Source organism: Niabella soli DSM 19437 (assembly GCF_000243115.2).
GTDB classification, from domain to species: Bacteria; Bacteroidota; Bacteroidia; order Chitinophagales; family Chitinophagaceae; genus Niabella; species Niabella soli.
The window spans coordinates 2633420-2646968 of the sequence record NZ_CP007035.1; the positions used below are offsets into that span (position 1 = coordinate 2633420).

The window sequence follows — 13549 nt, forward strand, 5'->3', positions numbered from 1 at the left end:
AGTATCAGGCGTTTTTAAGCTTATGTATGGCGGCAACCGGGTCTTTCGCGCCAAACACGGTACTCCCCGCCACTAATGCATCGGCTCCGGCGGCTACAATCTCAGCGGCGTTTTCCAGTGTAACGCCCCCATCAATATTGATGAGCGCATGCGCGTCTTTTTCCACGATCAATTGTTTAATCTCTTTTATTTTATCGATCGTATGTGGAATAAAGCGCTGCCCGCCAAACCCCGGATTTACGCTCATCACTAAAACAATATCCACGTCGCGGATAATATCACTCAGTAACCATGCCGGGCTATGCGGATTAATAGCTACACCGGCTTTTAAACCCATTGCTTTTATCTGTTGAATATCCTGGTGCAGCCGTGGGCAGGTCTCAATATGAATATTAATATGGTCGGCCCCCGTTTTTTTAAATTGTTCAAAATACCGCGAAGGTTCTTCAATCATCAGGTGCACATCGCAAACCTTAGTGGTTACTTTTTTTACAAACTCAATCACCATCGGCCCAAAGCTGATATTGGGTACGAACTGGCCATCCATCACGTCCAGGTGCAGCCATTCCGCTTCGCTGCTGTTGACCATTTCCACTGCTTCCTGTAACTTAAGAAAATTTGCCGCCAGCAGTGAGGGTGCAATAATCGCCATAAAAAATATTTTGCCGCAAAATACGATTATTTTCTACAGCAAATCAGCGCCAGCGGTTATTGAAAAGATCCCAGGTAGTAAGCCCCACCTTAAACTGAACCGGATGCCTGAACTGGTTGGATAGAGAACCAACCGTATAAATCCCCAGCTTTACTTTCCCAATATTCAGCAGCGGCACTTTTATAACACGTTCTATACCCGCGTAGGCTTCTCCGTACCGCAGGTTTTTCTCCGGCGCCACCAGGAATCCGCCGCCGATCACTTCCCGCAAACCGATCTTTTTTAATAAAGGAATCTTATTCAGAATAGCCCCGTTAAACTCATGCAGGTAATGCGCTTCGTAAAAGCGCTTAAAAACCGGGAACGTTGAATCCAGCGACTGGAAGGCATTTGAAGGGTTCATGAACAGTATGGGGTCGCCCCGGCGTTGGTATTTATAGTCCACCACACTCAACTCTTTTGCATTCAGAAAAGAGCCCGTTTTAATGGTATACGAAGAAACGCCCGCCAGGCCCAGCTTCAGCGTTTGATCGAACCCAAATTCGAGGTAATCAAAGTGCACTTTACTGTTGAACAGACCGGGAACCCCCTTACGCCAGTTTATAAATGCGGTGGGCCACTTTGAATTCAGGATGATCTTTTCATTTGGCTCCCGGATATAGGGCTGAAACGGAGTGTATCGCAGCGAAAGATCGCTGTAAAAAGCATTATAAGGATCAAAGTTTTTGACCTTATTATCCCCTTCTCCCACATCTTTGGAAAGACTGTCGATAAAGCTGTAGGTTTTATACCCTGCAAGGCTTCTTCGTAAAGATATTCCCATTTTCGCATTCAGGTGCAGCCCGTTCACCAGTTCCCTTCCCCAGCCTATATTGATCGAATTATCCAGGTAATAATTAACTCTTTTCAATTGATTGATCCATGCATCGCCTTCAAAAAAACTGGCAAAATCGCGTACCAGTGAAACGGTATAATTTGCCTGCGTAAAAGGATTGTATTTGTGGCTCAGTTGCAAACGTCCGTTTACATCCTTATTCAGGAAGCCATAGTTGACATCACCATAAATATTCCATGTTTTTCGTGTAACCGGATCCACCTTATTATAGCGTACGGGCAGCATCAACCGCAGGCCACCAACTGCAAAAGGGTTGATCATCATACTAAGTGCGGGGAAGCTAACTATTGTTCCTTTCTCATGATCACTTAATGGCTGCCCTTTATAGAGGAGCTTTCCCAGGGTGACCTTATTCAATGCCCTGTCAACGGAATCCAGGTAGGCCTTGCTATGGGTAACCGTATAAATACTGTCCCTGTATTTTATAAACTCCAGCTCCTTTGAGGTCAGGGGCTCCGTTCTTGCCTGCTTCCAGAAATTACTGTCGCGCCGGTAAGCTTCAACAGTGGCTGCACTGAGCTCCGTCCCGAAATAATTCCTTTCAAATTTTTTTCGCAACTGGTAATCTTTATAAGCAACCGTTGTAGTGCCGGATATGGTTCCCTTGTTGCGTTTTGAATAATAAGTAAATGTTTCCCGCTGCAACATCCAGGCGCTATCAGTAAAGCCATAACGTTGATCAACCTCAAAATAATCATAGTCCGCCAGGTGATACTTTGGCAATGTAAAATGCGCTTCATGAATAACCCATAAACTGTCATCGATCACAATTTTACCGGAAATAGTAGCATTGCTGAGTTTGCCGGGTATAACGGCTATTGTATATTTGCGGTGATTCCCATAGGCCTCTGTTTTTAAGGTTTTAAACCGATACGCGATCATCCCGCTGTAGCTTACCGGCGACAGAAAAGGTGTTACCGCAACCGATGGCACTTTCATAAGGTTATCATACAGGTTAAATGTACCATCCGTTATGGTCAGCCGAAACAACCGCCCCACATTCCCACGCTTTGCCACGCCCAATCGCTCTTCTTTGAAACGATTCATAGATTCATAGTCCAGCTTTACCGAAAGCTCGGCCATGGCCATTTGCTTCAGCAATGGATCGATAGTATTACGCACCGTATCCTTGTCTGGTTTATTTTTCTTTGCCCGCTGTCGCAACGAATCTATCTGTACCGCTTTAATGTAAAGCATCACCGAATAAGCGCCATGCGCCGCCTCAATAGCGTCTTTCCGGCGGATCACCTCCCGGATATAATCTGCGGCATGGTCTTTAAATCGTGAAGACACCGTTACATCATCCAGCAACTTTACGGCGTCTGTTAAAATAATATGCCGTTGTACATTGTCTTTATCCACTACAATTTTTACCACCTGGGCCTGGTAGCCCAGCATGGTTACCACCAGTTCATAAATCCCCTTAGGCAAGGAAAGCGCATAACTTCCATCCTCTTTTGTAAACTGTCCTGTTGGTTGCCCCTTTAACCGTACTGTGGCAAAAGCTACAGGCTGCAGTTTTGCGTCCAGTACCTTACCGGACACCATATATTCCTGTGCACACAATGAAAATCCTCCGGTATTTATAATTATCAGCAGTGGAAATAGCAGGTTTCTCATAAACTTTTTTATACAGCGTAAATGCAAAAATGCCTTTTACCCTTATTAAAAAAATCTTAAAATATCCTATTAAAAAAGCTTTAACAAAATGCACATATTGTTAATAAAATAATTTCGTGTTTTTGACAGGTGTTCTATAAATTTGAGAAGAGCTTAAAGCGGATGGCCACTAAATCTTATTTTTTTAATTAAAACGAGAAAGCTTTGACAGAAACAATTATTAACCTGGAAACCGTAAACCCCATCGACTTTTTCGGGGTCAACAACAACAAACTGGACCTACTAAAGAAAAAATTTCCGCTACTTAAAATTTTGTCGAGAGGCACTCAATTAAAACTGAGCGGCGCGCCCGAGCAAATTGCAGAAGCAACAGAAAAAATAAATCTCCTTGTTTCTTATATTGAGCGGAATGGTCCGTTGAGTGAAAATTATTTTGACCAAATACTGGGTGGAGACGATGCAGAGACCATCGACCATTTCCAGGAGCGGAACCCTAATGAAGTTTTAGTATTCGGCCCCAACGGGAAATCAGTAAGGGCACGCACCGCCAATCAAAAGCGGCTGGTTCAGGAAGCGGAGAAAAATGATATTCTTTTTGCCATCGGGCCAGCGGGCACCGGTAAAACCTATACCGCGGTAGCCCTGGCAGTACGGGCATTAAAGAATAAACAGGTAAAAAAGATCATCCTTACCCGCCCTGCGGTGGAAGCGGGCGAAAGCCTGGGTTTTTTGCCCGGCGATTTAAAGGAAAAAATTGACCCTTACCTGCGACCCTTGTATGATGCGCTGGATGATATGATCCCGGCAGACAAACTGGGTTATTATATGACAACGCGCACCATCGAGATTGCTCCTTTGGCCTATATGCGGGGACGGACCTTAGATAATGCCTTTATTATCCTGGATGAGGCACAGAACGCTACCGATCTGCAGCTCAAAATGTTTTTAACGCGTATCGGCGCTAATGCTAAAGCGATTATTACGGGGGATATGACGCAGGTAGACCTGCCGCGTAACCAAACCAGCGGCTTACAGACCGCCGTGCGTATCTTACAGAACATTCCCGGCATCAGTCATATTGAGCTGGATGAGGAAGACGTGGTACGGCACCGGCTGGTGAAAGCAATCATAAAAGCATATCATAAAGAACACGAACAGGGCCAGGAACGCCGGGATCAAAAAGAATTTACAAAGAGCCACAGGTAAAACTACCATTTTACCTTAAAAGGGAGGTCCGCGGACCCCCTTTTTTATTTTTAAGACCGCTGCATTTCCCCAGCTAAAGTTCTTTATCTTGCAGGAATGAAAAGGATTTATTTATACGCTTTGTTCCTGTTGTTTTCAGCAGCCTCCTGCGGACCCCGCAACAGCGACAAAGAAAGCACCAGTGATTCCGATATTGATGCTGCACGTAATTTTATACAGGCCGCATTAAAAGGCAATTTCAATGATGCGAAAAAATTCATGCTGAATGATACGGAAAATGTGGAAAAGCTGGATGCCGCATCCCGCATACAGCGCACGCCTGACGAAAAACAAGGGCTCTGGGATGCCAGTATAAATATTCATGAACGCAAACTGCTCAACGACTCTACCAGCATTATCGTTTATTCAAATTCCTATTATAAAAACAACAGGGATACTTTAAAAGTTATAAAACACGACGGCAACTGGCTGGTAGATTTTAAATATCTTTTTAAACATGACGACCCCGTAGCTGCCCCCGCCAAATAGATTGCGAACTTGCTACTTTTTGATACAACCTAACACAGTTCTGAATTAAAACAAAAACAAATGGCTACTATTACCCACCCCTGGCATGGCGTTAGCTATGGAGCCGGAGCACCTGAAGTGGTGAACACAATCATCGAGATCCCTGAAGGTTCACGCGCAAAATATGAAATTGACAAAGAAACGGGCTTGCTAAAACTGGACCGCGTTATTTATTCATCGTTCCATTACCCGGTCAACTATGGCTTTATTCCGCAAACACTGGGGCAGGACCATGACCCATTGGATATATTGGTACTTTGTTCCCAAACCATCCGCTCGTTTTGCCTGGTAAGGGCAAAGGTAATTGGCAACATGCAGATGATTGACAGTGGTGAGCGCGATGATAAAATTATTGCAGTTGCCATTGATGATCCTTCGGTAAATCACTATGAAAATATTGACGAGCTGCCGCATCATTTTCTACTGGAAATGCGCAATTTCTTTGAACAATATAAAGTACTGGAAAGTAAAAAAGTGGAAATAGATACTTTCCAGGATAAAGAAACCGCCCTTTCAATTATTTCGGAGGCCATTCAATATTATAAAGAAAAATTGAGCACCCTGGTCAAATAGTCTCGTCATTGTAATGAAGCGCCTGGTATTAATCTTATGCTCACTGCTAACACTGACCCAAGTGCACGGGCAGTACCGATTCTTTAAAATAGTAAAAGACTATTTTAGGGTAGACCCGTTTACCGGGCGGTTTTCAGATTTTGTAGATGCAGTAAAAACTGATCCGGAGCTTAAAGAAACAGAAAGCTCACCTAAAACCGACACCAGCCTGTTTTCTATAGAAGCAGACTATAAGACTTTCAACCCCTTCACCCTGAAGGCCCGCAGAGTGACAATGGCGCTTGCTGAAAAAAAATTCCCGGTAAATACTACGCCGGAAACCTTTGACACGCTCATGCTTTACATGGTTACCGGCTTCTTTGACAGTACCAGGGAAACGCTGCAAATGGTTCAAAAAGAGTACAAAAAAATTAATGCAAAAATCAAAAAGGACTTACCTGTAAACCGCACATCCGGTTTGGGCCAGTTAAAAGATTTAAAAGACGGGCAGATCACCAACCATGCAGTAAACAACTCTTTAGCTGCACCCATTTCGGTTGCATGGTATCTCACAAAGAAAAACGAGCTTGCCCTGTTAGTTGTATTAAGAATGAAATACGCTAATAACAGGGCCTATCCCGGCGGCAGGCTGATGGATTATTTTTACCTTAAGCAGTCTTATTGAGGCAGTACTCTTTTTATTAATTGTAACTGATGCGTACGCCTTCCCGTGTCACTGTTTGTAATTCCTTTTTTGTCGATCGGATCAATACGCACCCGGCCGGAAGAATGGATAATTTTATCAGGCCCCAGTAATAATCCCACATGAACGATCTCTTCCTTATCGTTAAAGAATGCCAGGTCACCGGCTTGCGCATCCTGTAACCGTTGAATCTCGACACCTTGTTCCGCTTGTTGCCAGGCATCCCGTTGCAGGGGAACGCCTACGCGTTTAAAAATTGTTTGTACAAAACCGCTGCAATCCACACCCAATATGGTTTTTCCACCCCATAAATAGGGCGCGTTAATCCATTGTCTGGCATATTTCTCTACCGCGGCCTGCAGTTCTTTAAAACTTCCCGGGGGCGGGGTTTGCCCCCCTTTATAAGTATAGTTCAGATTTCCAACAGTTCCCTTCCCCTTTTCGAGGTTCCATAAAAATGAGCCCATGGGTATATGCATCCGGGTGCCGTTGATCACGATCTCATTTAATAGATCTTCTGCTACAAAAGGCGGCATGACTGCACCCACAGCTTGTTCCCCGATCTCCTGCAGCATATGCCAGGTAATCCATCCTTTATAGCCATCATAGAGGCTTTTTACTTTAAACCATTCCTTATGTTTAACATCCAGAATGGCCACCTGTTCACCAAAAAGCAGTTGATTAACCATCTCCTTTCTGTGATTTGCCCTTTTGCGCACCGGTGCAGCCGGAACGGTAATGATCCCATACTTCATAAAACTGATCTTTTAAACACTTTCGTAAAGATAAAACTCTTGCGGTATCAAAAAGGGAAAGGGCTCCGTTATATAAATATTTCGCCAGCAATGGACGAATAAATGTCTGAGGTACCGGCCCATTCTGTGGAAAATCGCAGCTACCGCGTCTTATCTTTAGTTTTAAATATCTTTATACGAGTGAACCGAGAGGAACTAAACCATATGAGCGACCAGCAACTATTGCAGCAGTACCGGCGGGAGCAGGATCGTTTCTGGTTGGGTATTTTGCTGCAACGCTATACCCTGCTGCTGTTTGGCGTTTGCATGAAATATTTAAAAGATGAAACGGAAGCTCAGGATGCGGTACAACAAATCTTTTTAAAGGTGATCCAGGAGGTGCATAAATACAAGATCGACTATTTTAAATCCTGGCTCTACACCGTTGCTAAAAATCACTGCCTGTCCGTTTTAAGAGACCGGAAAGGCAAGATCCCAGTGGAGCTCAATGAAAATGATTTAGAGGATCAGGTAGAACCGGCGCCGGAAGAAACCGCTGAGGTTACCCCCGAGATTTTACAAAATGCATTAAATGCTTTGAGCCCTGAGCAGCGTCAATCAGTAACTTTGTTCTATCTTGAAAAAAAAAGCTATCAGGATATAAGTGAATCGCAGGGATACAGTTTAATGCAGGTAAAAAGTTTTATCCAGAATGGAAAAAGAAATTTAAAGCTGCTGATACAAAAAATCGCAAGGGAGTCAAAAAAAGAAAATGACTGACAATTTAAAAAACATATTGTCCCATTTAAATAAAAACATCGACCAGGATACCTTGTTGAAATACCTGAACGAGCAACTGACTAAGGAAGAACAGCACGAGGTGGAAAAGCAGTTACTGGAAGATGCGTTTAATAATGATGCGGTAGAAGGTTTGCAGCGCATCGACAACCCCATGCGCCTTACACTTATTGCCGAAGCCCTTAACCGCGACCTGAAAAAGCGTACCCAAAAGAAAAGAACGGCCATTACCAAAAGACAACTGAAGCCGCAATGGGGGCTTTACTTCTCTATTATTATTTTATTGATCCTGATAGTGTTGGTATACCTGGTAATCCACAAACACGCAATAACCTGATAATCAATAAATAAAAAAACACCTCCTGAACGTCCTGTGCATTTTATGTGCAAAAAATACTTTATTATTAAGTTTATATTAATTTTAGGTTAACAGCAGCAGGACCGGGGGTTATAAACTACCTTTAACCAATAAAACAAAATTTATTGTTATGCAATGGAAGACTATTACCTCCGGCATCGGTAACACTGCATTCGGTTTGTGGAATAATGGTCAGAAAATGCTAACCCTGGCTTATAAGCCTACATCAAACGCCTTATACCTGGAAGCTGCGGACGGGGAAAAAAGACAATTTCACTATAAAAGAAAGGGGCTTTTTAAAAACAAACTGATACTGCAAAACGAATATGGCGCGGAGTTAGGGAAGATCATAAAAGAAGGTAAAGAAAAATACATCGAAATAGACGACAAGAAATTCTATCTGAGCCTTAAAAATAATGGTACCAACGAAATTGAGATCATCGATTCCCTAAAGCATCAACCCGTTGCGGTTTGTTCTGTGGAGGCTGCAAACTCTAATGATCTTACCAATTACAGTTTGCTAATGGTCATGTGCTTTTATTTGTTTCGCGCGCATGCGGGCAAGCTTAACCTGGCCTGATCTGTTTTTCTAATTTATCCAGGCTTCACACTTACCGTAATTTCAAAGCTGGTTGTAGATATCTTTTGAAAATTGTTCCAGCGATGGGTCCCGGGCTCCCATAAGCAACAACGCGGTGCCGGGTTGTAAATGACTTTTTATTTTCCCCAGCAACTGATTACGGTCTTCAACAAACCAGGCATTCTTCCCCAGGGACCGTATCTCGTCGATCAGCTCGGCGGCAGAAATATCTTTTGTAGTAGTGCCTCCTGCGTAAAATATTTCACTCATCCATATTTCATCCTGCGGCCGCAGGGCGCCGGCTATTTCCGCAACAAATTCTTTCCGGAGGAATTTCGTGGGTGTGTACCCATGCGGCTGAAACCAGGCCACGACTTTATCCGCCACCGGTTGGCAGGACCGGATGGCGGCGGCACATTTTACCGGGTTATGTGCAAAATCATCAATCACCCAAACACCGTTCTTTTCTCCCAAAATCTGGGCACGCCGGTAAATGCCTTCATAATGTTTTAAAGCACCGGCCGCGGTTGCGGGCGATACGCCGGCCAATGCAGCCGCAGCCGTTGCAGCAACCGCATTCTCCATATTATGCCGCCCGAGTATATTCATTTGAAACGGTTGCCCGTTGATGCTAAAAGAAATAACAAATCCGTCCTGCTTAAATCCCGTAGCCTGGATCCCGGCAGCGGCGCAGGCCCCGTTTGTACAAAAATCATTCACCGCATTTGCGGACAGTTGTCGTGCATGTTCGTTTGACTGGTTCACCGTAAACAGTTTGCTGTTCTGCTTAAAAATGGCAAATACTTTCAACAGCTCCTCCATTTCCTTATGGTCTTTTTCTATATTCAGCAGCAGTCCGATCTCCGGATGATACTGAACAATGGATCCATCGCTTTCATCTGCCTCAATGATCAGCCAGTCCCCTACGCCAACAAAGGCATTGCCGATCCTGCCCTTTTTTATCAGGCTTACCAGGCCCGCGCCACTAATCACCGAAGGTTGCAGTCCTGCCTGGTAAAGGATATCAAACAACATCCCTGTTGTGGTACTTTTGCCACTGGTGCCGCCCACCGCTATCGTTTTTTTACTTGCCGCAATTAACGCCAGCAGTTCTGATCTCCGGATAATGGGAACATTGAGCTCTTTGGCTTTTTTTACTTCAACAACGGTATCTTCAATGGCTGTGGATACCACTACCAAATCTGTATCAGCAGTAATGCCGGATCCGTCCTGCAAAAAACAGTGAATACCTTCCGCTTCCAGCTTTGTTTTTATATCGCCCGCTTTCCCCTCGTTAAAAAAACGATCGCTCCCCGAAACCTGCATACCGGTTCCCTGTAAATACTGCGCAATAGCGCTCATTCCCGCTCCGGCCACGCCTATAAAGAAAGGGCGCCTTATTGTTTCCAAGCTAGTTATCATAGGATCAAAATAAAGACAATCGGGGCAGCAATCAAAGAAAATATTTATACCTTCCCCTTATAAAACCGGATCATCTGGCCATAATCCCATTTACGCTGTAACCCGTAAATACAACGGGCAATACGAGTGGCTTTTGTTTCGTCCGTCTTTGCGGCATCTACCCATTTGCTGAAATAGTTCTGACGGGAGGGAGGCAGGGATTTGAAAAAGTGCAGGGCCTCGGGCTCTTCTGCCAGACAATCCATCAACTCCTCATTCAATTTATATTTATGGGTGTCCAGTGCCAATTGCACTGCCACCATCGCTCCGGTCCTCTTATGGATCGCTTTTCGCATCGGCGCATTCACGGGTAAAATAAAATCGCCCCCGCCCATCGGTAACAACCACGCTCCGGCTATCTTATGATCATCTATCTGCCCTTTTACCTGGAACATTTTTTTATTACCGGGTAGTAATTCCTGAGCAAGCGCCGCAGGCACTTCAACATAAGTCCAGCCCGATTTTTCTCCGTGCTCAGCAAATTGGAGCAATGTGGTTGAAAAAGATATTGCTGCTTGCTTCTTCATAAAGACCTGATTTAAACTTTTTTAAAGATAAAGTTCCTGCTTCTGCCCTGAATTTTTCATTTCTTTGCATAAAATTTTCCGGATAAAAATCGGACATATGCAGCAAACCCTTACCCTTCGTATAAAACCAGAGGAGGCAGAAAACGGCTCCGTTATTCAACAGCATATTGCTGCTTATTTTAATATTGGTCCCGGTTCAATTAAGGGCTATACGATCTTGAAAAGTTCCATTGATGCGCGGGGAAAGCAGCCGCTTATTCAACTTTCATTATTGGCTTATATCAACGAGCCGGCGCAGGAACGAATCATTCCCGACATTAATTATAAGGACGTGCACCACCCGGCGCAAAAGGTGCTCATTGTGGGAGCCGGTCCTGCAGGGCTTTTTGCAGCATTGGAACTATTGGAGCAGGGAATAAAACCCGTGATCCTGGAGCGGGGAAAAAATGTGCGGGAGCGCAGGCGCGATCTGGCTGCCATCAATAAACAGGGCGTGATGAACCCAGAAAGCAATTATTGTTTTGGTGAAGGCGGCGCCGGAACCTACAGCGATGGAAAATTATATACCCGCAGCAATAAACGTGGCGATATTAATAAAATACTAAACACATTTGTTCGCTTTGGAGCAGATGAAAAGATCCTGTACCAGGCACATCCGCATATCGGCACCAATAAATTGCCCCAGATAATTTCGGCTATGCGCGAACAGATCATCGCCCGTGGCGGCGAAGTGCATTTTAATAAAAAAGTAACCGACTTCATCATAAAAAATGGGGCATTAAAAGCACTGAGGACCAGTGACAATGACGAATTTACTGCTGATGCGGTCATATTGGCCACCGGCCATTCTGCCCGCGATATTTTCCATTTATTGCATAACAAAAATATCTTAATAGAAGCAAAACCCTTTGCATTGGGCGTTCGCGCGGAGCATCCGCAATCCCTTATCGATCAATCCCAATATAAATGCGCCGCCCGCGGGGAATGGCTGCCACCGGCGGCTTACAGCCTGGTGCAACAGGTAAATAACCGCGGCGTATTTTCGTTTTGCATGTGCCCCGGCGGCATTATTGCACCCGCCGCTACGGGCGTAAATGAAATAGTGGTGAATGGCTGGTCGCCCTCCAAACGAAACAACCCCCATGCCAATTCCGGTATCGTGGTACAGGTAGAAGAAAAAGACGTACGGGCGCTGCCGGAACTAAAAAAGGTCTATGGCCAACAGTTGAACAGTCCGCTGTTTATGCTTTATTTTCAACAGTGGGTGGAAACACTTGCCTTTAAAGCCGGTGGTGGCAAACTGGTGGCGCCGGCCATGCGCATGGTTGATTTTTGTACGAATAGGCTTTCGCAGTCGCTACCCGCCTGTTCTTATTTACCCGGCATTCATGCCGCTCCCCTTTGGGAAGTATTGCCGCCGTTTGTAACAACAGCCTTGCAAAAAGGATTTCAATTATTTGGCAATAAAATAAAAGGATATTATTCCAACGAGGCGGTGATTGTAGCCACGGAATCCAGAACCTCCTCTCCCGTACGCATTCCCAGGAACAATGACGATTTGCAGCATCCCCAACTAAAGAACCTGTACCCTTGTGGAGAAGGCGCGGGCTATGCCGGTGGTATTGTTAGCGCGGCCATGGACGGCGCGCGGGTTGCGACTGCAATTTGTTTAAAAATGGGTAATCGCGGAGCAGGTTTATGATAGTCCGGAATAACCGGCACTCCTTATTAGTTACAGGTTACAGGTTGCAAGTCGTTCTCTAAAATGCCAAACGCGCTCAATGCTGAACGCAACACCTTAAACCAGGAACCTGTAACTTGAAACCCTTTCTAATCCCTCGTTCTGAAATTATTACTGATCAGCAGCCCCTTTTGAATGAGCTGCCCTTTACGATAGGCTTTACGTTCGTTTTTGAAATCTTTTTTTCTGTAGGGTTTTGCTATTAAACTGTTCAGATCAGGTTTGCCGGCGTCAACCCACGCGGTGTACCAGAAATCGGCCAGGGCGTTTGCCGAAAGGATCATCTGGGCATTAATAGAGCCCTTCAATGCTTTATTAAAAGCAATGGCAAATTCCTTTGAATAAAAGCGGCGGTTCTTCCCCCAGCGAAACTCCCAGCGGTATTTTCTTGCGGTGTCCGTAAAACTCCTGGAGACCTCGGTTTCCGCAGCGAACATAGCAGGCAATAAAGAATGGGTATGTTTTAAAATATCCCAGATGGCATCTTCCGGTGATTTCAAATATTTTGCTTTATGCCGGCTCCTGATAGTAAAATTGGTCAGCTCTGCCTCCGGTACGGATGTTTCCCAAAGATCATGTATCCCTCGTTGCCCCGTTAACTGCCCGTCATAATTCATAGAGGTATGCAGCGGCACATGCGCATCGCCAATATAATGCCCCAGGTCAGTTGCATAAAAAATGATACTATCCCGGTCCTTCCTGCGCATTGCGTCGGTCAGTTTCCGCTGGGTTTCCAGCACTACATAAGGCAGGGTGCCATATTTTCTCAGTGTGTCGGCGTTGTATTTCGCAATGGCAGCATTCCAGCTATGAGGGAGGGCGGTGGTTGCGTCGGCGCCATAATACTCAAAATCAAGAAAATGTTTATTACCTTCTGTTGGATCAACATTCCGGCGTTGGTCGGGTCTGGGCGCGTTGTAAACCAGACTGTCTTTATTGGTAAAGAAAAAGCCCTGCATTTTTTTTGGCAATGCATAAATGGCCAACTGATTTACAGTACGATGGATTAAAAATCCCCAACCGGCTGTTCCCAGTAACAAAACAGCCAAAACAACAATTAGTCTTCCTCTTTTCTTCATAATGCTGCAAAGGTGCGGTAAATTCTTTGAAATAAGGGCTTGTTCATTATTTGCAAATCAATACCGTTTCCTTAAC

The 13549-nt window shown here is 44.8% G+C and carries 14 protein-coding genes; 8 read left to right on the plus strand and 6 right to left on the minus strand.

Annotated features, from left to right (window positions below; all coding sequences use genetic code 11):
* Window positions 1–4: 4 nt before the first annotated feature.
* The gene (rpe, locus tag NIASO_RS11175; RefSeq protein ID WP_008585861.1) at window positions 5–652 is read right to left on the minus strand and encodes a ribulose-phosphate 3-epimerase; all 648 of its coding nucleotides are present in this window, start codon (window positions 650–652) and stop codon (window positions 5–7) included.
* Between the two features lie 43 nt (window positions 653–695).
* A complete protein-coding gene (locus tag NIASO_RS11180) occupies window positions 696–3167 on the minus strand; it encodes a DUF5686 and carboxypeptidase regulatory-like domain-containing protein (protein WP_008585863.1) in 2472 nt (823 codons plus the stop codon).
* A gap of 204 nt (window positions 3168–3371) precedes the next feature.
* Between NIASO_RS11180 and NIASO_RS11185 the strand changes: the two genes are divergently transcribed.
* The 4 genes from NIASO_RS11185 to NIASO_RS11200 all read left to right on the plus strand — a co-directional run bounded on the left by NIASO_RS11185 (window position 3372) and on the right by NIASO_RS11200 (window position 6177).
* On the plus strand, window positions 3372–4373 hold the full coding sequence (locus NIASO_RS11185) for a PhoH family protein (protein WP_008585864.1): 1002 nt from the start codon (window positions 3372–3374) through the stop codon (window positions 4371–4373).
* Between the two features lie 96 nt (window positions 4374–4469).
* Entirely contained in the window at window positions 4470–4901 is a 432-nt protein-coding gene (locus NIASO_RS11190) for a nuclear transport factor 2 family protein (RefSeq protein WP_008585866.1), read from the plus strand.
* 60 nt (window positions 4902–4961) lie between these two features.
* Entirely contained in the window at window positions 4962–5513 is a 552-nt protein-coding gene (locus NIASO_RS11195) for an inorganic diphosphatase (protein WP_008585867.1), read from the plus strand.
* A gap of 13 nt (window positions 5514–5526) precedes the next feature.
* Window positions 5527–6177: a hypothetical protein gene (locus NIASO_RS11200; RefSeq protein WP_008585869.1), complete on the plus strand. Its 651-nt coding sequence runs from the start codon at window positions 5527–5529 to the stop codon at window positions 6175–6177.
* On the opposite strand, the gene NIASO_RS11205 is transcribed toward NIASO_RS11200, so the two are convergent.
* Window positions 6171–6950, minus strand: coding sequence for a C40 family peptidase (locus NIASO_RS11205; protein WP_008585871.1), 780 nt, complete (start codon window positions 6948–6950; stop codon window positions 6171–6173). The genes NIASO_RS11200 and NIASO_RS11205 overlap by 7 nt on opposite strands.
* 180 nt (window positions 6951–7130) lie before the next feature.
* Here NIASO_RS11205 and NIASO_RS11210 point away from each other — a divergent pair, with 180 nt between their 5' ends.
* From NIASO_RS11210 to NIASO_RS11220, 3 genes are all read left to right on the plus strand, one after another.
* The gene (locus tag NIASO_RS11210) at window positions 7131–7709 is read left to right on the plus strand and encodes an RNA polymerase sigma factor (RefSeq protein ID WP_245605172.1); all 579 of its coding nucleotides are present in this window, start codon (window positions 7131–7133) and stop codon (window positions 7707–7709) included.
* Window positions 7702–8064, plus strand: a complete 363-nt coding sequence (locus NIASO_RS11215; RefSeq protein ID WP_008585873.1) for a hypothetical protein — start codon at window positions 7702–7704, stop codon at window positions 8062–8064. The genes NIASO_RS11210 and NIASO_RS11215 overlap by 8 nt, the downstream gene beginning before the upstream one ends.
* A 151-nt stretch (window positions 8065–8215) precedes the next feature.
* Entirely contained in the window at window positions 8216–8665 is a 450-nt protein-coding gene (locus NIASO_RS11220; RefSeq protein WP_008585874.1) for a hypothetical protein, read from the plus strand.
* 42 nt (window positions 8666–8707) lie between these two features.
* On the opposite strand, the gene NIASO_RS11225 is transcribed toward NIASO_RS11220, so the two are convergent.
* Complete coding sequence (locus NIASO_RS11225; RefSeq protein WP_008585875.1) at window positions 8708–10087, minus strand: UDP-N-acetylmuramate--L-alanine ligase; 1380 nt, start codon at window positions 10085–10087, stop codon at window positions 8708–8710.
* Between the two features lie 44 nt (window positions 10088–10131).
* Complete coding sequence (locus NIASO_RS11230; protein ID WP_008585876.1) at window positions 10132–10653, minus strand: YdeI/OmpD-associated family protein; 522 nt, start codon at window positions 10651–10653, stop codon at window positions 10132–10134.
* 97 nt (window positions 10654–10750) lie between these two features.
* Here NIASO_RS11230 and NIASO_RS11235 point away from each other — a divergent pair, with 97 nt between their 5' ends.
* Window positions 10751–12355: an NAD(P)/FAD-dependent oxidoreductase gene (locus tag NIASO_RS11235; RefSeq protein WP_008585877.1), complete on the plus strand. Its 1605-nt coding sequence runs from the start codon at window positions 10751–10753 to the stop codon at window positions 12353–12355.
* A 128-nt stretch (window positions 12356–12483) separates the two neighbouring features.
* On the opposite strand, the gene NIASO_RS11240 is transcribed toward NIASO_RS11235, so the two are convergent.
* Window positions 12484–13443 (minus strand): zinc dependent phospholipase C family protein, encoded by a 960-nt coding sequence (locus NIASO_RS11240; RefSeq protein ID WP_245605173.1) that lies wholly within the window; start codon window positions 13441–13443, stop codon window positions 12484–12486.
* Window positions 13444–13549: the final 106 nt, after the last annotated feature.

Bases quoted from the DNA above. Each gene is read 5' to 3' on its own strand.
- rpe (WP_008585861.1), bottom strand. From the start codon at position 652: ATGGCGATTATTGCACCCTCACTGCTGGCGGCAAATTTTCTTAAGTTA.
- NIASO_RS11215 (WP_008585873.1), top strand. From the start codon at position 7,702: ATGACTGACAATTTAAAAAACATATTGTCCCATTTAAATAAAAACATC.
- NIASO_RS11235 (WP_008585877.1), top strand. From the start codon at position 10,751: ATGCAGCAAACCCTTACCCTTCGTATAAAACCAGAGGAGGCAGAAAAC.
- NIASO_RS11230 (WP_008585876.1), bottom strand. From the start codon at position 10,653: ATGAAGAAGCAAGCAGCAATATCTTTTTCAACCACATTGCTCCAATTT.
- NIASO_RS11200 (WP_008585869.1), top strand. From the start codon at position 5,527: ATGAAGCGCCTGGTATTAATCTTATGCTCACTGCTAACACTGACCCAA.
- NIASO_RS11220 (WP_008585874.1), top strand. From the start codon at position 8,216: ATGCAATGGAAGACTATTACCTCCGGCATCGGTAACACTGCATTCGGT.
- NIASO_RS11205 (WP_008585871.1), bottom strand. From the start codon at position 6,950: ATGAAGTATGGGATCATTACCGTTCCGGCTGCACCGGTGCGCAAAAGG.
- NIASO_RS11180 (WP_008585863.1), bottom strand. From the start codon at position 3,167: ATGAGAAACCTGCTATTTCCACTGCTGATAATTATAAATACCGGAGGA.
- NIASO_RS11195 (WP_008585867.1), top strand. From the start codon at position 4,962: ATGGCTACTATTACCCACCCCTGGCATGGCGTTAGCTATGGAGCCGGA.
- NIASO_RS11190 (WP_008585866.1), top strand. From the start codon at position 4,470: ATGAAAAGGATTTATTTATACGCTTTGTTCCTGTTGTTTTCAGCAGCC.
- NIASO_RS11225 (WP_008585875.1), bottom strand. From the start codon at position 10,087: ATGATAACTAGCTTGGAAACAATAAGGCGCCCTTTCTTTATAGGCGTG.